Annotated in this window: 20 protein-coding genes; 3 read left to right on the top strand and 17 right to left on the bottom strand. The window is 37.5% G+C overall.

Annotated elements, in window-relative coordinates; translation table 11 throughout:
• Window positions 1–265: 265 nt before the first annotated feature.
• The 5 genes from NYE24_RS24330 to NYE24_RS24310 form a co-directional block, all read right to left on the bottom strand.
• Window positions 266–589 (bottom strand): nucleoside triphosphate pyrophosphohydrolase, encoded by a 324-nt coding sequence (locus NYE24_RS24330; protein ID WP_342476874.1) that lies wholly within the window; start codon window positions 587–589, stop codon window positions 266–268.
• A gap of 5 nt (window positions 590–594) precedes the next feature.
• On the bottom strand, window positions 595–1,281 hold the full coding sequence (locus NYE24_RS24325; RefSeq protein WP_342476873.1) for a nuclease-related domain-containing protein: 687 nt from the start codon (window positions 1,279–1,281) through the stop codon (window positions 595–597).
• Between the two features lie 142 nt (window positions 1,282–1,423).
• The gene (locus tag NYE24_RS24320) at window positions 1,424–1,711 is read right to left on the bottom strand and encodes a hypothetical protein (RefSeq protein WP_342476872.1); all 288 of its coding nucleotides are present in this window, start codon (window positions 1,709–1,711) and stop codon (window positions 1,424–1,426) included.
• A 692-nt stretch (window positions 1,712–2,403) separates the two neighbouring features.
• A complete protein-coding gene (locus NYE24_RS24315) occupies window positions 2,404–3,477 on the bottom strand; it encodes an ImmA/IrrE family metallo-endopeptidase (RefSeq protein WP_342476871.1) in 1,074 nt (357 codons plus the stop codon).
• Between the two features lie 15 nt (window positions 3,478–3,492).
• Window positions 3,493–3,807 carry a plasmid maintenance system killer protein gene (locus tag NYE24_RS24310; RefSeq protein WP_342476870.1) on the bottom strand — a complete coding sequence of 105 codons (315 nt, stop codon included), beginning with the start codon at window positions 3,805–3,807 and terminating at the stop codon, window positions 3,493–3,495.
• Window positions 3,808–3,935: 128 nt separating this feature from the next.
• Here NYE24_RS24310 and NYE24_RS24305 point away from each other — a divergent pair, with 128 nt between their 5' ends.
• Window positions 3,936–4,742, top strand: coding sequence for a sce7726 family protein (locus NYE24_RS24305; protein WP_342476869.1), 807 nt, complete (start codon window positions 3,936–3,938; stop codon window positions 4,740–4,742).
• Here NYE24_RS24305 and NYE24_RS24300 read toward each other — a convergent pair.
• From NYE24_RS24300 to NYE24_RS24265, 8 genes are all read right to left on the bottom strand, one after another.
• On the bottom strand, window positions 4,739–5,830 hold the full coding sequence (locus NYE24_RS24300) for a hypothetical protein (protein ID WP_342476868.1): 1,092 nt from the start codon (window positions 5,828–5,830) through the stop codon (window positions 4,739–4,741). The genes NYE24_RS24305 and NYE24_RS24300 overlap by 4 nt on opposite strands.
• Before the next feature lie 655 nt (window positions 5,831–6,485).
• Window positions 6,486–9,836, bottom strand: a complete 3,351-nt coding sequence (locus NYE24_RS24295) for a DEAD/DEAH box helicase family protein (RefSeq protein WP_342476867.1) — start codon at window positions 9,834–9,836, stop codon at window positions 6,486–6,488.
• Between the two features lie 66 nt (window positions 9,837–9,902).
• On the bottom strand, window positions 9,903–11,051 hold the full coding sequence (locus NYE24_RS24290) for a restriction endonuclease subunit S (protein WP_342476866.1): 1,149 nt from the start codon (window positions 11,049–11,051) through the stop codon (window positions 9,903–9,905).
• Window positions 11,044–12,513, bottom strand: coding sequence for a class I SAM-dependent DNA methyltransferase (locus NYE24_RS24285; protein WP_342476865.1), 1,470 nt, complete (start codon window positions 12,511–12,513; stop codon window positions 11,044–11,046). Before NYE24_RS24285 ends, NYE24_RS24290 begins: the two co-directional genes overlap by 8 nt.
• Window positions 12,514–12,889: 376 nt before the next feature.
• Entirely contained in the window at window positions 12,890–13,936 is a 1,047-nt protein-coding gene (locus NYE24_RS24280; protein ID WP_342476864.1) for a restriction endonuclease, read from the bottom strand.
• Window positions 13,923–16,028 (bottom strand): AAA family ATPase, encoded by a 2,106-nt coding sequence (locus tag NYE24_RS24275; protein WP_342476863.1) that lies wholly within the window; start codon window positions 16,026–16,028, stop codon window positions 13,923–13,925. Before NYE24_RS24275 ends, NYE24_RS24280 begins: the two co-directional genes overlap by 14 nt.
• 123 nt (window positions 16,029–16,151) lie before the next feature.
• Entirely contained in the window at window positions 16,152–16,475 is a 324-nt protein-coding gene (locus NYE24_RS24270; RefSeq protein ID WP_342476862.1) for a nucleotide pyrophosphohydrolase, read from the bottom strand.
• A gap of 161 nt (window positions 16,476–16,636) precedes the next feature.
• Window positions 16,637–17,044, bottom strand: a complete 408-nt coding sequence (locus NYE24_RS24265; protein WP_342476861.1) for a hypothetical protein — start codon at window positions 17,042–17,044, stop codon at window positions 16,637–16,639.
• A 141-nt stretch (window positions 17,045–17,185) separates the two neighbouring features.
• On the opposite strand from NYE24_RS24265, the gene NYE24_RS24260 reads away from it, so the two are divergent.
• Complete coding sequence (locus NYE24_RS24260) at window positions 17,186–17,680, top strand: hypothetical protein (protein WP_342476860.1); 495 nt, start codon at window positions 17,186–17,188, stop codon at window positions 17,678–17,680.
• Window positions 17,681–17,782: 102 nt separating this feature from the next.
• Here NYE24_RS24260 and NYE24_RS24255 read toward each other — a convergent pair whose 3' ends face one another.
• Window positions 17,783–18,001 (bottom strand): hypothetical protein, encoded by a 219-nt coding sequence (locus tag NYE24_RS24255; RefSeq protein ID WP_342476859.1) that lies wholly within the window; start codon window positions 17,999–18,001, stop codon window positions 17,783–17,785.
• A 674-nt stretch (window positions 18,002–18,675) separates the two neighbouring features.
• Here NYE24_RS24255 and NYE24_RS24250 point away from each other — a divergent pair.
• Entirely contained in the window at window positions 18,676–19,338 is a 663-nt protein-coding gene (locus NYE24_RS24250) for a hypothetical protein (RefSeq protein ID WP_342476858.1), read from the top strand.
• A gap of 103 nt (window positions 19,339–19,441) precedes the next feature.
• Here NYE24_RS24250 and NYE24_RS24245 read toward each other — a convergent pair whose 3' ends face one another.
• The 3 genes from NYE24_RS24245 to NYE24_RS24235 form a co-directional block, all read right to left on the bottom strand.
• Entirely contained in the window at window positions 19,442–19,903 is a 462-nt protein-coding gene (locus NYE24_RS24245; protein ID WP_342476857.1) for a hypothetical protein, read from the bottom strand.
• Window positions 19,903–20,481, bottom strand: coding sequence for a DinB family protein (locus tag NYE24_RS24240; RefSeq protein WP_342476856.1), 579 nt, complete (start codon window positions 20,479–20,481; stop codon window positions 19,903–19,905). Before NYE24_RS24240 ends, NYE24_RS24245 begins: the two co-directional genes overlap by 1 nt.
• Before the next feature lie 73 nt (window positions 20,482–20,554).
• A complete protein-coding gene (locus tag NYE24_RS24235) occupies window positions 20,555–21,256 on the bottom strand; it encodes a hypothetical protein (RefSeq protein WP_342476855.1) in 702 nt (233 codons plus the stop codon).
• Between the last annotated feature and the right edge of the window lie 89 nt (window positions 21,257–21,345).

Raw genomic sequence — 21,345 nt, 5'->3', positions numbered from 1 at the left:
TCTCACTCCAACGGGCGTGATAGCGAGAAGGTGCCTCATCTACCCTATGCCCATTGTTTTGTTCCTTTATATAATAACCAAGAAATCGCTCCTTCACTTTATCAAAGGCCACTCTCTCCTGATTAACATTTTTCAACTCTTCAATTAAGGATAAGACAAGGACCATCTTGTATGATTTTTGTTTTTTCTTGAAAATTTGATTAATCGATTCTGGTAATGTCATGTTGATCCCCCAATAGGCACATTTGATTTCAAGTGATAGTGGCTACTCCGTCACTTCAATCAGAAAAGTTCGATCTGTAAACCCTCCACGTTCCTCAGCTTTGTTTGCACGAACATTCTCAAGATCCTCTGGCAGGATCTTATGTAATTGAGCAAGAGCATGGACCACCTCAAGAATATCGGCCAACTCTTCCACCGCTTGTGCATCACCAAGAGCTTGGTTATACTCTTCTATCTCTTCACGAAGCTTCTTTTTCAATTCAGAGACATAGGATTCATATTCTAAAGTTATGCAATTACAGTCCTTACCCGTGCTTTGGATAATCTCAGGGATTTTATCACGAACAAGCTTGTTGTAAATCGGCATTTCAATCAGCTCCGTTTCTTGATTTTATCTATATGAAGCTTGCGGATATCGGCATCGGTGATGTTAGCCTGAACCAGTTGATCATATATAGTTTGGGCCAGCGCCGCAGAAATAGGAGGATCAGGATTCACCGTCTTCAAGCTAATCAGCTTCCTAGAGATAAGTTCGCTTAATTCCACATCATAGACAACCAGTTCGTCCGAGTGGATCTTACGCAGCTCTGGGTCAATACTGAATCGACACCTCATCGTGAATGAAATCATAGAGATGTATTTTACAATGGCTACGTCTTTTAAAAGACTCTCAATGGCCTTGATATGTCCATAGTTCTGCTTCAGCGGATTGTACATCTTATAACGGTTACTCACAGACCATTGCTGATCGGTCCGTCTGCCTTTGATTTCTCCATTGTAGTTTTTCGTCTCAATAACAAATATGCAATATGGGGAAATAACGATATGATCAATCTGGGCGTAGCCTGTTCGTGACTTGGAATTAGGGAGCAGCAGATCGCTTAAGAATTTGCATTCCTTAGGTAACTGGTTAAGCTGTATGTTAATTTTATGCTCACCTAGCTCGCCAATTCGGGTGGGTGCAACCTTAGGTTTAGCTTTTGGAGCATGTGCCTTATGTACAGCCTGTGGCGCCTTAGAGTCTGATTTTCGGAAGAGTTTCTTTAGTACTTCAAACATAGCCCAACCTCGTATCCTCTGAATTTACAATATGTATGGTAATTCGACAATATGGGAAGGATTCCCTCCCGAAAATAAGCATAAGAAAAGGACTGTCGCGTGAACAGCCCAAACGTGAATATGCTTATGTTGTCTATTTTGCTTACTCCGAGAGAACAGAAGGAGCATTAAAGGAATGTGCAAGCTGCGTTCCATCCTTCAGCCCTTGAAGATATAGGCGTTCATAAAGAACGGAGTGCTTTATAGAAAGCTTATCCTCCCAGATTTCAAATTCTGGCTTATGTGCAATATCCATAGAAGCAAATAATTCTTGGAATGCTTCTCGCTCTTCATCAAAAGCTAGTCTAGGCTCAGATTGATGTTCAATTTTGGCGCTCACCTCAACCAATCGGCCTTGAATAGTTTCTTTAAACCATGTTGGAAAGCTCACCACATCTCCTCCAAGACAGAAGTTAAACGACACTTATGTGAATCCCTGTTCTTTTCTTGATACATCTGATTAATAAATCCATCCACTCTGCCACTCTGGATTTGAATTGCTTCATGCCGCTCAGTGAATCCCCTGCTTCAAAGATTTCTGGCCAAGTTCGTTAAACTTGCGCTTCTCCTCCTCATATTTGTACGTCAGATGCACATTAATCCTCACCTTTCTGGCAAGAATATTTTCATTAATTATGCTTTTCAAATCGCTACAACTCGCACTCCAATGAAATTTTGTCAACCGTAGAGTCTTTTCGATGCTTCATTTCATTATCACCTCACAATATAGCCTAATTGTATGCGAAGAAAATGTTATTTTAATGCGAATATCGAATTAAATTAAAACAAACTAATGGACGCATTTGAATTTCTGTACTCAACTGAAGAAATGAAATTTTATTTCCAACATATGCCTAATTTTAGATTGAAAGGTCAACATGGCTCGTTCAGAGTTATGAGGTGTTAGCTAAATGTGAAGGTCGCTGGATGAACATATGCCTTTGCTAAACAATGGAATTGTAAAAGAAATAGCAGCAATCACTCGAGTAACCAGAAGAAGTGATTGCTGCTATAGGGTTTGATAAGGGATGGAGGTAGGGGCTTATATAACATAATTTCTAAACGTAATTTCTTTAAGAATTGCTACCTATTTTTCAAATAATTCAATTTATCAAATCCAATGTAACGATCATGTTGCAATCTTGCAACAACTATACCTGGAAGTACATTTTGAGATTTGGCAAATTTATAAATACTTTGTTCATCAAATTTATTAGTATCAACAAAAATGCTGTATTCTGAATTGTTTATAAAATAATCTCTAGCAAATTCATTTGCCTCTTTTTCTTTAGTATCTATTGTATATTTTAACTCAAACAATTCGTCTTCAAGAGTTATAATTGGTCGATTAGGAATATAGTGTTTAATAAGATGGCCTATTTCGTGCATCAGTGCAAACCATACATGATCGTGAGTTTTAAATCTCCCACTAAGATAAATTGCGGGATTTTCTTTATAGGTTGTTAGAGCACCACGTACTTTACTATTATCTATTGCATTAATAAACACTAAATAAATTCCAAAACGGTTTAATAATTTTCTGGCACTTTTTAATGAACTCTCATAATCAGAGTTTAAAGCAAGCAATTTAAATTTGTCTATGTTTTCCATAAGTGCCTCTATACTAAAATTTATACTGGATAAGTCCTTATTCTGAATTTCAACTTCTTCTTTAGCTAAATTTATCCATATGGCTATTGATTCTTTTTCTCCTCCATCTTCCATAAAATCAACATTTAAATTAGAATAAACCGTATCAAATTGTTTGAAATTCGCTATTCCCAGTATTTTCAACATTTCATTCGCTTGTTTGGTTAGGTCCCAATCTAATCCACTAAATATAGTATTAAACTTAAATCTTTTTGACAGTTTCTTTAACTCATCCATAGTATATAATTGAAGGTTTTTTTCTTGTCTATTTTTATATGCCCTGTACTTACTATCATAATTTAGCCAGTAAGATGCTGGTATACCTTTTAATATTCCTTCTAACTTAATGGCTATTTCTTCAGTAATAACGTTCTTTCCATTCAACAAGTTTTTAAAGTATTCTTCATTTAACCCAATTTGTTTGCAACACTCTTCCTGGCTTATTCCGACATCATCTAAATATTCTTTAATAATTGAACCTGTATGCACAATAAAATCTTCACTCATTGGTATGCCTCCTTTCTAATGATAATCTTCGACTGTTATTATCTCCACATTCTGAATTGTTCTTAAGTCAGACGCTTCCCATTCTCCAATAGGTCTCAGTACAATCCGAAAGTTTTTTGAGACGTCAATTCCCCAACAATCATTATAATCTCCACTTAGTTTATGTCGGTTAGGTGGGGGAACGTGCGGAATTTCCTCCAAATTATTAGCAACTCTTAATTCAGACATTCTATTTATTAATTTCTTGTGGAATAATGTATATTCCCTTTTTATTGAACGTTCATTAGTTAATACCTTTTCCAGTTTCGTATTGTTGTAAGAAATATTCATTTGTATTCCCCTTTTACATAAAAATAAACCTGAAAGAAAAATATTCATTAAAAGATCGGCTTGATTTATGAGTAGTGGACTATGAATCAAAATATATTTATAATTGCTTTAGAATGGAGTGTAGGAATATGTCTAAGAAAAGTAATTATTTTGAAAATGCTCAACTATTATCAAATCAATATTCTACATTTCTCAGTAATGAGTCTGTTGAAAAAAAAATTTTAGAGGTATTTGATGGCCATTTACCCAATCAATTCAATAGTGATTTAACAATCAGGGAATCTTTAAATGAATTTCTTCTAAGTTATTATCCGAATGAGACTTCTATAAAAGCAACATTCATTAACAATATTCTCTTAAAAAGAAATAATCATGTGTCTATATTTGAACTCAATGTAGGTAAAAGTAGAGTTGATTTATGTAAAATAAACGGTACTAGTATAGCTTATGAAATAAAAACAGATTTAGATACTCCAAAAAGATTAGGACAGCAAATGAATGATTATTTCCAAGCCTTTGACGAAGTGTACCTCATATGCTCATCAAAAAATTTGAATAATTTGCTGCCTCATCTTCAAGAAGAATGTGGAGTATATACCTACTACACTACCAAAACAGGTAGATACATTTTTAAAAAACATCGCCAAGCAGTTACTTCAAACTATATCTCCCCATTAGCACAGTTATCTATTTTAACAAAAAAAGACTTATTTTCTTTCTTTAACTGCCCTCATCTAGAGACTAAAGATGCTATGATTAATTTCATTATTAGTCATACTACCAATAAAGAAATTAACAAAATATTTAAATTGTGTTTGAAAAATAAATTTCATGACAATTGGGAATTCATAGTAAAAAATCACGCTGATATTTTAGAAATTGATTATCAATGGTTTTTCAAAAATTTATTACCTCCAAAAATAGTATATCTCTAAAGAGATATGCTACTTTTTGCTTGTTGATGAATGTACCTAGTTAGTGTAAGATTGTTCCATGTTGCCCAGTTACCGTATTTTCCCTGCATATCCTTGATCCGTTTTATAGCGACACAGTTATCTTCCTTATCTAAAATATCCAATCTTTTGAGTATTTCAGACCTAACATATTTATATCCTCCAACGCCCATATTTGTATCGTGATTCACAACTGAATAAAAAGCATTTTCTTCTTTCACGAATGTTAATCCTAATGCTGCTCCCTTTCCATTCCCTCCAGAATCTACAGGTAAATCATCTTTTAAACCTCCAAAATCTCCAAAACCTTGAAAACCGTAATCTTTATAGATAATAGCTACTTTATTATCAATTTTACTTGTAAATAATAAATTCTCATATTCTCCGTTTTTATGAGACCGTAATCTTGGAGAATTAAGCAAAATTTTAACAGCATCCGTCTCCAATTCTTGAAACTCTTCTAATTCAATAAACTTGGAATCAACATGTTGGCTTCTAATATCTAACATGAGATAATCACTGCGCGTCAAACTTTCTTCAAACAATTCTGCATAATCTTCTAAATAATTGTCTGTTATTCGAATAGCTATAGAAGAATTCCCCTCTCTTAAATCATTTATCATTTTCTCTAATTCATGTGCGCTTACTTTAAACCCATTTTTTATAGAGATTACTGGTATTAAATTTTCATACTCCGCTATTCCATATATTCTATGCTTATAATAAGCATAATCTCTGCTTAATTTAAATGATAACTCCATACCTTTAAATACTTTATTATCATATTCATTATCGTTGAATCTAAAAAAATCAATAAATGCCCTTTTTCCATTTAGTCGTTTTTGAATTTCCGCTAGTGTAATAATATCTTCTTCTCTTGGATCCAATTTTATTTTAGTTTTATTTTTCAATCCTGGTTTTTTTTCAAAAATAAATTCTCCAGTTACTTCATCAGTTCTGTAACGAACAAAATACTCATCTCTAATAATCTCCAAAACAGGTATTATTAATTCACCAAAGTAATTACTCATCCCTTTAACCACTCTCAACTCTTCATCGCGATTTTTCATGATAGGAAAGTACATAGTTATTCTCCTTACATAATAATTTGCTGAAACCTAAATGTATTCAATTTGTATCCTACGGTGTAAAAAATTGGTTTGACACTAATATAACATACAACCCATACCATAGAACTATTATTTCCTGAAAATTTTGTATCTTTTCTCCTAGTTCTAATTCGAATACGTTGAATATAAAAAGCCATATATTGTAATATATGGCTTTTTATATTCATTGGATTATTTAGTTCGATTTTCTCACTTTCAAAGCCGTTCCTTTGACGGGCTGATTAGCCATACAACGATTGTATTCAGTCGATATTTAGTCATGGAATACAAACGGTGGGAATCGAGTGATGACCAAACACTAGGCGGATTCTTTTTTTCTCTTTGCTGACGAGGTTCGCGATCTGGACTACCAATCTGCACTTCAGCAGCTCATGAGCTTATTCCTTAAAACGTTCCAAGCGAAAACAAAGAAAAACAAAACGCAACTAGACGAATGGATCTCCGGTTTACCCAGATGTATCAAGGGTTTATTTGGAGATTTAAGCTACGAAAGTTGAGTTATCTAACACTTCTGATAACATTTTTCAATTCCCCATCCCCCGTTATACTCCTAGCCTCAAGCTGCGTTGGCACAAGCTATACCTACTACAGATTTCTACCCAATAACCTTTACCGCATTATCCTTAATCCTTGTGACTGTCTCTACCAGTTTTTTTTGTTTCGCACCATCGAACAATTTCACAAAACTTTGCGGTTTATCGAATGGCGGCTTAACCAGCTCAGACACATTATCGATATAGCCGTTCTGGGCAATATAATCAATAACTTTTTTGACAAATACAATTTGTCCTTGATTCAGAGACTGATCATTGATGAACTCCGAGAATGCAGCTGTGGCAGCCTCATACTCTAACTTGGCAATTCGACGGACCAATAAGCCAAACGGCGTATCTTTGAATTCCCGTTGATAATCCTCAGCCGTACCTAGTTCACCTGTGAAAATCTTTTCAAGCACTTCATAGTCCAGCGCAGTTAAAGGAATATTATTACGAAGCTTATGAATTACAATTGCATCGCGGTTTTTCTCGATGTAACGATTCACCTTAAGCTTATAATCTTCAAAGGTATAGGCTTCATACATTCCTTTCCCTTCATTAATTTCAAGAACCTCGTCCATTAAATTTGTGTAGATGGGGTTTTTACCACCTTCTTCATCTACAATGAATTTAATCAAACCACGCAGTTCCTTGCGTACTGTTTCAAAATCCAGTAGACCTGCACTCTCCCAGAATTCCTCCGTACCAATAGTCTGGATAAGTGGTAGTTTTTCTTTTACCCACTGGATAGTCGCCCGCTGAAGCAAGCTAGAAGCTACTTCCATCAGTTGCTTCTTTCCCTTTTTGAATTGCGGCGATTCCTCAAGCTGGGCAATCATCAGACCATACATGAAATTATCAAACCGTTTGGCGTGTTCATCTGTATCAGACATATATACAATAGGTGCAAGGTGCATTATAAGATTTGATTTATCCTGATCCAACAGACAGACAAAAGCTTCACGATGCTTATACTTTTCTATATGCTGTAATTGCAATTTTACAGATACGAGCTCAGTATTCAGTGCAAGAATTTGCCCCAATACTATTACTACCAACTCTGTACGGACAGCCTGATAGGATTCATCAATAAAACTAGCTTGCTGTAAATAATGGATCAACCGTACTCGCTTCGCAAAGATCGCTTCAGACAAACTCTGGCCTTCATTTCCCTGAATCCCTTCCTTATGCTGACGAAAAAATTCAAAGTTGCCCAGATAATCAAAGATGACGAAGCGTTGTTTGTCCTCACCTTCTCCGAACAAATCCCTGCGCAACCTTGTCCCACGGCCAATCATCTGCCAAAACTTCGTTTTGGAACGAATTCGTTTGAAAAACACAAGGTTAACAATCTCCGGTACATCTATCCCTGTATCCAGCATATCCACAGAAACGGCAATATGGGGCTCTTTATCAGGTATTTTGAAATCATCAATCAAGCTCTGCGTATAGGTATCTTCAGAGACAATCCTCTTGGCGAAATTCCCCTTATATTGAGGATATAGCTTATTAAAGCGTTCCACGATATACTGGGCATGATTTTTCTTCTGAGCAAAAATAATTGTTTTCCCAAGCCGATCCCCGCCTGCCACCTTAATCCCCTGAGTCATTAGATCTTCCAATACACGGTCTACTGTAGCCTGATTAAAAATGAATTCGTTAATTGCAGGAGACGGAATGAACTCGGGCATTTCACCGTCCTCATCCGTAAAGTCCTCCTCATAGCGAACCTTATCTTCTGGCGAAAGATTATCATAAGTAATCCCATGCTCCAGAAATCTTGTCGTAACCTCAATGTTATAGTAAGGAACCAAAACATGATCAATCTCTACAGCCGTTTCATAGGTGTAGGCATACGTTGGCACACCACTTTGCATCTCAAAGAAATCATACGTATTCCGGTCCACTTCCGTCTTGGGGGTGGCGGTCAAACCTACAATAATACCGTCAAAATATTCAAAGATCGCACGGAATTTCTTAAAAATACTCCGATGGGCTTCATCCACAATAATCAAGTCAAAGTGAGCGGGCGTAAATAAGCGTTTCCCATCATCCGTCTTTGCCCTATCGATGGCGTTCAGCATTGTTGGATAAGTCGAGAACACAATACGGGCTGTTTTGTCATCCTTATTGCTCAACAGATTACACAGCGACATGTCAGGCAAATAATTTTTAAAATCATCTTTAGCCTGTTTAACCAATGCCTTCCGATCAGCCAAAAATAGGATATTGGTTACATATCCCCCACGGGATAAAACATCTGTTAAACTGGAGGCCGTTCGGGTCTTACCAGTTCCAGTTGCCATGACTAACAGAGATCGTCTGTGTCCCTCCATGATATTCTCGCATACAGCACGGATTGCTTCCTTCTGGTAGTAACGATCAGTAATCTTGTCGTCAATAATAACTTCATTGAGCACTTTACGTTCATTTCTCCGGTTCATCAACTTCTGTAGATCCGCCTTGGAGAAAATCCCACTTACTTTACGCTGTGGCGAGGTAACATCATCCCACAGATTCGTTTCAAAACCATTCGTCGTAAACATCATCGGCCGTCTTCCAGTCATCTGTTCCAGACAATCGGCATACAGCTTGGCCTGATGAGTACCGATTTTCGGGTCCTTCGAAGTTCGCTTGGCTTCTATCACTGCCAGCGGCAGACCGTCTTTGCCATACAGCACATAGTCGGCATAACCTTTGTCTTCGTTATTAGGCATACCAAACAGCTCTACTTCTTCCCTTACATCATCTCCAAGTGTCCAGCCGAGCAACTTCAAGTCAACATCAATAAATTTCTTGCGTGTATGGAACTCAGAAAGATCTCCAGGTGTAAACTGGCGTTCTTCCTGATGCTGGCCTTTGTCAGCGGTAAGTTTATCACTCATTGCTGCAATTTGAGCACGCAAAGCCTCAATTTCTGATTCCTTTTGTTCGATTAAGCTATCTTTTTCCTTAATCCTTGCTTCATCCAAAACAACCTTTTCGGCTGGGATATTGCTTTCAATGAAATGTCGTTCCTCATAATTAGCCCCATAGCAGTAATCAAGCCACTGCACAAATTCAAACAAAGCAGCCAGCGACAAGACTGCATCGCTACGACTGATATTCTTGTCCGTATGTACCGCGAGGTTCCCTAGCTTAATAATGTAACCCAGCTTACCCCAAGTCTGATTCTCCATCGCAAATTTGAAGGTTGGCTCATGAATCAATGCCTGCAAGTTGTCCTTATAGGGCATAGTAATAGTATTATCGGCAGCATATACCCACTTCACTGCAAGCTCAAAAGCTTTCCTGCTGCCCACCGCCGCCATCGCCGGAGAGGTAGCAAGCACCTTCTCCGCTTCAATAGCCGCTGTAGCAAACAGCTTATATTCCGTCTGTCCCTGTAAGAATTCAAAGTTTGCAGGCATTGGATTCACCTCATGAGTAAAATGATGAAAGCGATTTGCTTAATATAAGAGTAGAGTTAGAGCTCATTATTCAAAATATTGACTCATCAGACTATCGTAAAGATGCTGAGTTTCGTCGATGACCTTCTTGACGATAGCTTTTTGTTCTTCGATTTTGGTGACAATGTTGGCGAATTGTTCTTGTAATTCAAATGGAGGGAGAGGAAACTGAAACCCTTCTAATTGATGCTTATTTACTTTAGGAATATTAGTACGGCTACTAAAATCCATAATATAGCTTAAAAAGAAATCTGAGCGTAGGATATATACCAAATATAATTTATTTAATACCCCCTCTGTGGGCAAGATAGGGTAAGCATCAGCAGAACAAAGTCCCTCAAAAGAAGGCAAGGCGACCTTATTAAGGTTTGGACGTATTTTGCTATAAATAATATGTTTACTACCAAATAGATACTTTCCACTAATAATATTGCTATCTTTCACAAGCTTATATTCAACTATTGCTCCCGTTCCCTTCTCAATACTATCTATGCCTATGTGCGGATAATTTCCATATTTTGTAAAGTCCTTCGTCATTTTCGTATCTATCATAGCAACATCTTTAAATGCCTTAATCGCCCAACCTTTTTTATTTGTATTAGGATCGCCAAACATTTTATAAAAAATTGATTTGATAAGATTGTCCAGCTCAGCAAGGTACTGTTTACGCATAGCAAGCAATTCAGCAGCTGCATCTAATGTTTTGGCAATTTGCTTCTGTACCTCAAGTGGCGGTAATGGTATCATACTATTCTTCACTTCAGCATTGCTGACAGCAGGATAACTAGCACCTTTTGCAACTTTTACAAGTCCATTAATAAAAGTTTTAGATTTACAAAAGTTAAATAAATAATTCGTTTCTATCTCCCCATCACTTCTCAAAACACAGTAGCCAGTTGAACCTACTACCACATTTCTACTTTCAATATCATTTATTGCAACAGCATTTAGGTTTGGCCGAACAGTTGAAACTAAAATGTCATGTTTTTTTAAAATCTGTTTCGCTCGACTCGGGGCTTCTTTTATCTTTATAGTCTGATATGAAACAATTTTCTTGTCTTGATTATCTACTGAAGAAATATCAACGTACTCAATATCATAATCGTCTAACGTGTTAAGTGTTTGAATCTTTTTAACACAAACATCATCAATCTTCACCTTTTCCCACTTACTCACCCAGCAACCCCCTCAATTCCTCCATCTTGGAGGCAATATCAAGGTTTAACTGCTCCATTCGAGACATAATCACTTCAGGCTTGTCATACTCTACCTTCTCATAAACGATCTCTTTATACCGATTGATAGACAGGTCATAGTCATTCGCTTCAATAGCCGACTTGTTCACCAAAAAACTCGGTTCTGTCGGCAGACGATCTGCTTCACCTTCCAGGTTGTGATAACGGGCAATGATATCAGGAATATCGTTAATCGCAATAGGCGAACGTTTGTCGTCCAGCGAATAGCCATCGGCTTTCATATCATAGAACCATACTTTATCCGTGCCGCCTGCCCCTGTCTTGGTAAACAATAGGATCGCCGTGCTGACTCCAGCGTAAGGTTTGAACACTCCGCTTGGCATGGAAATTACCGCCTGAAGCTGATGATTCTCTACTAGTTCCTTACGAAGTGACTTATGCGCCTTGGTCGAGCCAAATAGTACGCCATCGGGCACGATACAGGCACAACGTCCACCTTTACGGAGAATACGTAAGAAAAGGGCCACGAATAGAAGCTCTGTCTTTTTAGTATCAGTAATAGTTCTTAGATTATCGTTGATGCTTTCAGCATCCACTGTTCCGGTGAATGGAGGATTGGCAAGTACAATATCATAGGCGGATGCTATATTATTTTGTCTGGATACACTATCCACATAATCAATATGTGGCTGGCTGATGGAGTGTAACATCAGGTTCATAGCAGACAATCGCAACATCGTTCTGTCGGTATCATAGCCTGAGAACATCTCACCGGAGAAATGCTCCCACTGTTCGCCTGTCATCTCCGACTCGTATTTTTCACGGATATATTCAGCTGAAGAGACAAGGAAACCCGCAGTACCACAAGCAGGGTCAACGATCTTATCATTTGGTGTAGGCGCGAGCAAACGAACCATCAGATCACGAATATGTTTTGGCGTTCTAAATTGGCCGTTTTGTCCAGCCGAAGCGAGCTTGCCCAACATGTACTCATACAGATCGCCCTGCATATCCAAATCCTTAATATCATGTTCATACAGTTCATCAAGGCCTGTAATCATCTTCTGTAGTACCTGCGGCGTTGGAACAAGGAACATGGCATCCTGCATATAGCGTGTGAAGGCAGTCATGTTCTCTCCATTCATCGTTTTAATAAAAGGAAAGACCTGCGTGCCAACAATATCATAGATGATACGGGCGTCTTTGGTTTTGAACTTACTCCAGCGCATATTCTGTCCGTCTTCGTTTTGAGGGAATATTTTCGGCACCTCTGCTCCGCTAATCGCCTCAAAACTCTCGTTCTCCAATTCCTTTTCATCCAGTGAACGGATAAACATCAGGTAAGTCAACTGTTCAATAACGGTTAAAGGATTACTAATCCCACCAGCCCAGATATCAGACCATATTTTGTCAATCTTATTACGCACTTCTCCAGTTAGCATTCATCTTTCTCCATTTCTACATATCAGTTTATTCTGCTTTGAAATCACTCATTAATAAAGCAGTTCTTATTCCATAATTCGACTATAAATTCCTTATAACGATAATACTCCTCTTATTATACACTGAGTAAGAGAAGAAACTGACACCAAAATAAATCTTACTTATAAAATTTATAGTTTTCAGAAAATACTTTTTGATTACAAAAACACCATATTTACGTAAAGAGTCACAGTAGTTCCTTCCAAATTTAAGGCACCCAATCGGGTGCCCTTACTCCTCTTTGCATCTTGAATGATTCCTCATACTCCGAACCTATACGCCGTTTCATTTTTCTCCATTAGACTGTAACGAATTTCCCCTTGATAAAAGATAAAGCTATTCAAAAAACTGATTGGCATACGCTATTAAGTTTTCCTTTATGCCGTTAAAATCTTGTTGTAAATCAAGAGATACAACTAAAATTTGATTACCTTTAATACTGTAAATATGGTTAGGTTGATTTAAAGCGATTGTTTTTGCATAAAGTAGCATACCTACCACAGTCTCATCACTCTGTTTTTTCCAGTTATTTATATACGTAAACATTTGATACAGATTAGAAGATATTTGCTTTGGAACTCCACCTTCAAACCTCACTGCCATATTCTCAGAATAAAACTTTGCATCCACAATCAATGTTTTTTTATCTTTTTGAAGTACAAGGTCTGTTTGCATAATCGGTAATGCATCTGTAAATTCATCATCAACAATCCACCGAATCTGAGGATGGGATACGTTATATTCCGTTTCACGTCTGAAAAATGCATAGATGAATTTTTCATATAAAGACCATAATCTTTGTTCTTCTTGGACCTCTTTCATCCTTTGGGATGTTGAGCTTTCATCCAATAATAACTGCTCATAAAGATATCTACACACATCTACAATAAATTGATAGCGAATGTTTTGGCGGTTATATCTAAGGTTTTTCCATAGATTCAAGTTCAGCTCTACATCTGATACTTCTGTGAAATAAGGAAGTAAACCGTAAAAAATTCTACGTGTCTTTCTATTTATTTTATTTGAGCGTGATAGGTAAACAAGTGTCACTTTGATAATTTGATTCAATAATATATTTTCAGAGAAATCATCATAAACTACTGAAACTTTCTTAATTATCAATGTATTTTTATTTATCGTTGAATTGATATCAATCTTCCCTTTAATAACATTGGAAGCCTCTTCAATACTTATATAATCTTTCACTAATCCTCCGCGGATCAAAACGGGTATCCCAATCGCCAAAATTTCTGAATACAGCTCTTCAACATTCTCAAACTTTTCTGTTCCAATTTGTTTGTACTCGGAAAGATGTAACGTTTGATATGCATAAGAAAGCATATAGTATATATTACGAATTGGAATATTATTATTTTTCTCCATCGTAACAGCCTCTTAGTCGTTCAGCCCAATCGTCTGCCTTCTGTTCATCATCAAACCAATACTCGAATAGCTGTGGAATAATTTCATATTCAATTACTTCCTCTACACGCTTTGCGGTATCTACTTTATAAGCATCGCCTGTAAAGTAGCTGTGCCCAATTTGAAATCCTGATCCTAGCTCTTTAACAACTTGATTATTTAATCTTTTGATTTCATCAATGACACGATTTAAACATTGTGGATTATTTAAATCATTTATATAGGACTTAAATGTATCATTGTGGAAAGCTGGTTTAATTTCATAAAATGAAAACCTTCTTCTAAGTGCGTAGTCTAATAAAGCTAAGCTTCTATCTGCCGTATTCATCATTCCAATGATGTATAGATTCGATGGGACAGAAAACTTATCATTAGAATAGAGAAGATTGATCTGCTCGCCTCGCTTATCCGCTTCAATAAGCATCATTAATTCCCCAAGTATTTTACTCATATTCCCACGATTAATTTCATCAATAATAAAGAAATAGTCTCGTTCAGGATCTCGTGCTGCTTTTCTAGCAAACTTCACAAACGGACCTTGTTTCAGTTCAAATCCATCCCCTTCAGTTTTAGGACGTAACCCTTCAATAAAGTCCTCGTAACTATAGCTTTGGTGGAACTGAACCATATGTATACGCGTTTCATCTTTTTCTTCCATCATTACATACGCTAAACGTTTGGAAATAAACGTCTTACCTACTCCTGGTGCACCTTTCAATATAAGATTCTTCTTATTTTCAAGTAGAGAAATTAGACGTACCATTTCCTTTTTTTCAATAAAAACATCCGAAAGAAAGTCCTCCATTGTATAGGATTCATTCTCCTGAACAGTAGGCTTTGATTCAATAAAACGAATGTAGTAGTCAATAGAACTGCCCGATACACCTTTATATTTTGTGTAGGATTTATCTGATACAACAACATCTTTTAACTGTTTTAGTTGCTCAATATCTATTTCACCAAAAATTAGAGTATCAAAATGGTGCTCTATATCCTTTAACGCACTTACTTTTTGCGTAACTGTCTTATCATTTAAGCTAACTCCTGTATCTGTAACTTGATTAGATAACCAATTTCGAAAATCATTCACTTCAGCCATTTTTGGATCAATAGAGTCTTCATTCATTACTTGATCAATTTCTACAATAAAATTAGGATAAGGATTTAAACATGTTAATGATTTCTGAGCAAAAGTCTGATATAGTTCCCACTTTCCAACTTGAAGCCACTCAACTTTTCTTCTATGCTTATATTCCGATACATCATTATCGAAATAATAATCTCCCGTAACAACTCCGCGTGCGAGGATTGTCTTAATTCCTTCTTTTACATATATAATGTCACCAGCTTGAATTTCCCTATAGAAATCCCATACAGCCTTTGTATCATTAACAGGGCGCACTCCATCCGTTCTTTGCTCAGCTATTTCCCGTTCAATATCTTCTTTTAAGTCATAGTGTTTTAGATCTCCCAAATAGTCCCAACCAAGTGCAATTATATTTTCTTCATGGAACTGATCCCATAATCTCGAATTCTCACCTGGAGAAATCAACCAATAATTAATACTGTTATCAATTTTATCTTCTTGATTTGCAATTTTCTTCTCTTTTTTAGGATAAGTTAAAGTAGGATTCTCATCATAATATAAAAATATTAGATATGAACGCATTAAAACGCCCCAGTCAGGTATTCCACCTATATTATCAGGCTTACCTCTTACTCCGCGATTAAATTCATCTTCCGCATATCTTTTTCTAAACAGATTTTTTTTCATACCAAACTTTTGTGGATATCGTGGCGTACCTTTACCACTTACTAACCTCTCAATATCCTGATCATTTTGTTCTGTTATTTGCTGATAAATTTTTTTATATTCTGAATATGATTGATAATCAAAGAAATTCTCCTTAAAACCGCTACCTAAAGCAAACTTTTCTAACAACTGCCCAAGTTTCTCAAGATATGGCGTATACCATCCACCCGTTTTTTCACCCAAGTTTTCCGTAACCCAAGCTATATATTTTTCTTTTTGAGTATTTACAACATCATTCATAGTGTACCTCCGAAATTGAAGATAAAATGACTTTCACTAAGAGCTTTGAAGAATGGGTGTTTCGCCGTACTTATGATACCTATATAGCTAGGCCTCGTAGATATTTAAGGATCGGTATTTTATCTATGTAATCGTGACAGAGCTTCCCTTGGACCTGGATATGGGGTATTTCTTCGCATTCTTGTCTATCTTCTGAAGGATCGCATCCTTAACATCGATCCGCAAATCATGAGCCAGCGTTAGCGTGTAGATGAGAATATCCGCGATTTCGTCCTGCATGTCGGAGGAATGTTGCTCTATAGCCTGCTGACTGTTCTTCCATTGAAAAAGCTCCAGCAGCTCGCTAGACTCCAGCGTGATCGAGAGCGCCAGATCCTTAGGATCATGGAATTGCTTCCAGTCCCTGTCGTCACGGAATTGAATAATTCTCTGCATTAGTTCGTCCATGTGTACCTCCGCCCAGTTGGTCAAATTCAATTTCCCACAATTTCTCTGTATATATTAATGATAGTTCAATCCTTAATGTAAATCTATGATATTTCTAAAATTACACAGAAAAGGACTCCTGTTGGAGCCCGGGGTTTGTGAATTGGTTTAGTAGAACCATATTAGAGTTGGAATTCTGAGTTGGAGCTGGTAACTGCTAATGGAACTATTGCCTTCACAAAGGTTTCTTTATTAGTCTGGATCGCTAGCTCTTTTAATTTGTCTTTCCCTTTAATAATGAAAACAGGTGTGCCTGTACCATAATAATTCGAAAAATTGTTCGGTGTTATCTTTTCGCCTGTGATAGAGTAACTGGTAACTTTTCCGGCTTCCAACTCAACTTCACTGGCAGATACTTTTTCGTCAGTTATTAAATAAATTTGGTCATTCCATTTTAAGATAGGAGCTGCGTTACTCTGAAAGGTTTTAATCTCTGTGAAGGTAATGTCCTTCGTTGTTGTGTTAGATTCTTGAGGGTTTGAGCAAGCGGTCAGTAGTAATAATAGAGAAAACCCTATTAATTTGTTCATGATATTCCTCCGTAGAAATATTTGAGAGCTTATTCTATTGTATGCTTAACATATCAGAGTTAGCGCTATTAATATCATGCTTCGAAGCCAATAGGACTTGCATCTGCTAACTGGGAAGCAGTAAACCGAAGGAGGGTTAAGATGAACAAAATCGCGAAGGTTATAGCGGGTTCTTTAACTATAGGGATTCTAGCAGGCTGTGCTGGTAATTCTGATGTTCTACCCAAACATACCGCTATTAATCAAGAGACACAAACTTCAGCGCCACAATCATCACTAGACCAAGGCAATTTTAAGACAGGTATATTCATTGAGTTAAGAGATGTAAATGATACGAAGTTGAATGAACAGATTAGAAATAGTTTGAACGCAGTAATGAACGCTCTAGTGAACAATAACGAGGAAGAATTCAGGAGTGCCTTTGCAAATAATCAGTCATCTGACGCACATGGATTCATGCTTGGGAAAGAGTACTCTTTTGATAAGCTAAATTCTGTTGAGGAAGATTCTGCTGGAAGAACAGTCGTCTCGCTTGAGGTTAAAGTAAAGGATGGTTCAGACATTAAAGTAAATAATCTTTCCTTTTACTTCGTGAAGGATGATACAGGCAAGTGGGGGTTACGGACGATAGATTAATTTACGACCATGAATTTAAAACAGTAAAAGAAAAAGCTGCTCTTTCGAGAACACCTTTGATATTGCGATGGTTCCTGCTCAATCGGAAGACTTACAAAATATTTATAAACCCTTATCCTTACGGAGCTGATCCAGTCGTTCTCTTACCGGTTCTTCAAGCTCGACTTCTGACAGGTGTGTTACCGCGTGAATTAGCTGCTCTCCCCAGGATGAAACGTCCCAGCTCTCCAGTGCATTGATCGCCATGTTCCGGTTGAAGGTGTCTGGACTGTTCAGGCCAGTGAGGATCAACTCTGCCCCTATCCCCTCGAATCGGTCCAAGCTCTGTAAGATAGCGCCCAGCTTCCTGTGTGCTGCATATTCTTCGCCGAATCCCCTCACAGTTCCGGGGCCAGTGGCGATCTGCTGTATGGGGAGGTCAGCAATCCAAAAACAATTTAGGCTTTGAGACGTACAGGGTTCGTTCGGCTAAGCTTTTATTCGATTGTGAACACTCTTGGCCTGGACTCATCTGTACTGCACAGTCGGGCGGGGAGACCCTTGCCCTTTTGGCGATGGTCTGCGATTTCAGATCATCTGTGAGCGATTCAAAATATCTTAGTCCTATTTTGGTATTCTCTGTATCCGTATTTACTCATTTATAGTTATATAGATACAAATTTAAACTATGTGGAAAAAGAAAGAAAATAATTACATTTAATTGGGTATATATATATGTTTGTGTGATTATTTGGGGCCTTGTTAGTGCAGATTATTTATCAGGAGGCAGAAAAAACAGTGCAAAGCCATTTGTGTTTTACCATTCATCTGTAGCAGATTTTGGTTATACAGGTCACTATGATGCAGGTAGAGCATATTGGAATGGATTCAATAATGCCACAAGGCTGGAGAGTTATTCCTTCTTCTATATCGCCTTATGATTCCGAGCAGATTAACATCAAATGGCCTTTATAATATTTTATCAGTCAAATAAATAATTACTATAGGAGGTTCATATGAGAAATATTAAACTTTTTTTGCTGCTTGCATCATTCTCTATATTTCTTTTTGCGTGTACTAATGATGTAGTGGATAATATAGGAGATAAAGATATTGATAAGAACACTGTAGTGACAGTTGTGAATCAAGGTAATTACATGAAGTTCGATAAAGAAAGCCAATTGTTTGATGACGCAGAGCTGGTTGTAATAGCAGAGACTGATACCGGTTTTTTTGATCGTGAACATGTGGTCAAATACGCTGAGCCGGATGCCTCGGGAGCAGAATTACCCCAAGCCATCGAAGATTTTTATACCAGAACTCCGATTGAGATACTAAAAGTATTAAAAAACTCAGAATCTGCACCAGTTGTTGAAAATGAAAAAATGAATATTATTGAACCAATTTCTCTGATTGAAGGAGACACCGAGTCGAAAATTTATTCTATTGAAAATTATAATGAAATAAAAGAGGGCGAAAGATACGTAATATACCTCAAAAAGAATTCATATGGTGAGTACGGTGTTATTAATATGAATAACGGCAGATTTAGTTTGGATTCTGATGGATTAAAAATACAAACATTAGATCAAGATCATAAAAACGACCAGGCTGAACACAATGAATTCAAACAAACGGTTAAAGAAAGATTTAAGACTGAAATAGAAGTGCTTAATTAGAATATAAGGTAATGTTAAAAGCAACAAGATGCCAACAGAACGACCACTAATTTAAACAGTGAAAGAAAAGGTGCTCTTTCGAGAACACCTTTTTGTCCATGGTCTATTTAAAATAATTCTCCAGCTTACTTATTATTTCAGTATTGTCGGTTGAATAATCACTTAGTTTATTCTTGGTCTTACTACTGTCATACAAGGAAATATTAAATTTGTTATATATGTCAATCCCAAATCTAGCCTCCTTATTTATATATATCCGAAGGTTATAAGTATAGGGATCAAACTTCATTTTTTCGTCATTTGCATTCTTCAAGTCTAACTTATCGAACTCAGCCATGATCTTATTGATTTCTTCCCGATCTTCAATTTTAATTTCATCTTGCCTAACTTCAACACCTGAAGATTTTTGGGTGATATAGATGGCCGATATTTCATTAATATTAATTTTATCAGTTACTACTTTCTTAAATGAAGTCGTCTTCTGAGAATTATATACAACAACAGCTGCAACCAAAATAATGATTAAAGCTCCGAGTCCTATCAGGTATTTGGTTTGTTTTCTCATTATAAATTCCTCAGTCCTCCCACCCCCGTATACTCATCCATAACCTTCTGCATTTGCACAATATGGCGCTTGGCGTGCTGACACAGAAAATAGATGTATTGATACACATCAAGCTTACCCAGGTTGTTTACCGTCATTTTGGTTGTATAGAGTAGCCCCTCTCCGTTTCCTAGCTCCTTCAGAAGCTCTCTGCATTCGCTAATCTGCTCTTCCAGTAATGCTCTAATCTGCCCTAATTCTTTGTCCCCTGTAGGCTCCATATGCTCTGGCCTGATCCATTCAAAAGCCTTATGCTTAGCTATTGCATCGAGCTCCTGTAGATTAATTGGACGGGATTCAATCACTGCCTTTACATCTTTCTTTGTGGACAGTTCAATGGCTTTCCGCGTCCCTTTTCTAATGAGAATCAACAGAAAGTGATTAGTTAAGGTTACATGCTCCAATACTTGTTCAATACTCCATCCAACCTGCGGTTTAAGGGATCGGACGTCGGACTTCAAATCAAACCAGTCTTGATAATCATTTAATGTCTGAGATAGTTCCTGATCAATGAAGCTTATTGCTTGATCTACGTTCATGGTTCCACCAGCTTTCAGTTATCTATGGACTCCTACTTAAAACCCGCAGCATGAACCTATATATACTCTCTAGCTATCTACGAATCCGAGTGAACCATGAGCTTGGCCTTAGCAGGACAACGGTGATCATCGCCACTGCCCCCAGAAGCATTATATTCAAGCGGTCAAAGATCCGGTAGAACAGATCCGGCGAGAGGTACGCTCCATTCTGATACAGTGCCTCGTCAATAAGCCGTGCGAAGGCATACGTCCCCCGGTTCAGGGTCCAATATTCCTGACGTACCGCAGTGAGAAAAGGCTTGTTTGCTCTAATCGCTGATTTCATTACAGCCTCTATGCTGTCTATTCTAATATAATAATACTCTTCGCCCAGTCCAGGGCTTGCCGCCTCTGCCGTCTTGAACGGCCGGACATACCGCCATCCCTTCTCATACGTAGGATAGCTGGTATACCCGTACCCTAACTCATAGAATGAAGATCCCGGAGAATGCTGCGGAATAGCCTCAATGACCGCTCCCTTGGGGATATGTAGGGCAACCGCCGTATCCTTGCTTGGAATCTCACTATAATATTGCAAAGACACAGGCGCTTCTACAAAATGCGTTATCGAATAGGCAGGCTCTCCAGATATGCCGGGAAAATAGGAGTTATACGCGCCCAGATCCATCTGCTCCAGCGGAATGCCTTGTTGATAGGGACTGGCTTCGGCCGCAGCTGAGAAATCCTTGCGCAGCTGGTGATTGTGGTACAATGAGGCCCCTGTTCGGTAAGCCATAACACACAAGAGGATAATGACCGTCAACAAGGCGCACCACCACAAGAATGGTCTAGAGATTGAGGGAACAGACATGTCATTATCCTCCT

The organism is Paenibacillus sp. FSL H7-0350, assembly GCF_038593195.1.
In the GTDB taxonomy this organism is placed as follows: domain Bacteria; phylum Bacillota; class Bacilli; order Paenibacillales; family Paenibacillaceae; genus Paenibacillus_AQ.
Note: the sequence above shows the minus strand (reverse complement) of the source record. Positions and strands in the feature narration are given on the sequence as shown.

What these genes read in the sequence shown, in the direction of transcription:
- NYE24_RS24235 (WP_342476855.1), bottom strand. Translation starts at nt 21,256, where the DNA reads ATGGCTTACCGAACAGGGGCCTCATTGTACCACAATCACCAGCTGCGC.
- NYE24_RS24305 (WP_342476869.1), top strand. Translation starts at nt 3,936, where the DNA reads ATGTCTAAGAAAAGTAATTATTTTGAAAATGCTCAACTATTATCAAAT.
- NYE24_RS24270 (WP_342476862.1), bottom strand. Translation starts at nt 16,475, where the DNA reads ATGGACGAACTAATGCAGAGAATTATTCAATTCCGTGACGACAGGGAC.
- NYE24_RS24265 (WP_342476861.1), bottom strand. Translation starts at nt 17,044, where the DNA reads ATGAACAAATTAATAGGGTTTTCTCTATTATTACTACTGACCGCTTGC.
- NYE24_RS24315 (WP_342476871.1), bottom strand. Translation starts at nt 3,477, where the DNA reads ATGAGTGAAGATTTTATTGTGCATACAGGTTCAATTATTAAAGAATAT.
- NYE24_RS24245 (WP_342476857.1), bottom strand. Translation starts at nt 19,903, where the DNA reads ATGAGAAAACAAACCAAATACCTGATAGGACTCGGAGCTTTAATCATT.
- NYE24_RS24300 (WP_342476868.1), bottom strand. Translation starts at nt 5,830, where the DNA reads ATGAAAAATCGCGATGAAGAGTTGAGAGTGGTTAAAGGGATGAGTAAT.
- NYE24_RS24330 (WP_342476874.1), bottom strand. Translation starts at nt 589, where the DNA reads ATGCCGATTTACAACAAGCTTGTTCGTGATAAAATCCCTGAGATTATC.
- NYE24_RS24240 (WP_342476856.1), bottom strand. Translation starts at nt 20,481, where the DNA reads ATGAACGTAGATCAAGCAATAAGCTTCATTGATCAGGAACTATCTCAG.
- NYE24_RS24275 (WP_342476863.1), bottom strand. Translation starts at nt 16,028, where the DNA reads ATGAATGATGTTGTAAATACTCAAAAAGAAAAATATATAGCTTGGGTT.
- NYE24_RS24250 (WP_342476858.1), top strand. Translation starts at nt 18,676, where the DNA reads ATGAGAAATATTAAACTTTTTTTGCTGCTTGCATCATTCTCTATATTT.
- NYE24_RS24325 (WP_342476873.1), bottom strand. Translation starts at nt 1,281, where the DNA reads ATGTTTGAAGTACTAAAGAAACTCTTCCGAAAATCAGACTCTAAGGCG.
- NYE24_RS24285 (WP_342476865.1), bottom strand. Translation starts at nt 12,513, where the DNA reads ATGCTAACTGGAGAAGTGCGTAATAAGATTGACAAAATATGGTCTGAT.
- NYE24_RS24295 (WP_342476867.1), bottom strand. Translation starts at nt 9,836, where the DNA reads ATGCCTGCAAACTTTGAATTCTTACAGGGACAGACGGAATATAAGCTG.
- NYE24_RS24280 (WP_342476864.1), bottom strand. Translation starts at nt 13,936, where the DNA reads ATGGAGAAAAATAATAATATTCCAATTCGTAATATATACTATATGCTT.
- NYE24_RS24260 (WP_342476860.1), top strand. Translation starts at nt 17,186, where the DNA reads ATGAACAAAATCGCGAAGGTTATAGCGGGTTCTTTAACTATAGGGATT.
- NYE24_RS24310 (WP_342476870.1), bottom strand. Translation starts at nt 3,807, where the DNA reads ATGAATATTTCTTACAACAATACGAAACTGGAAAAGGTATTAACTAAT.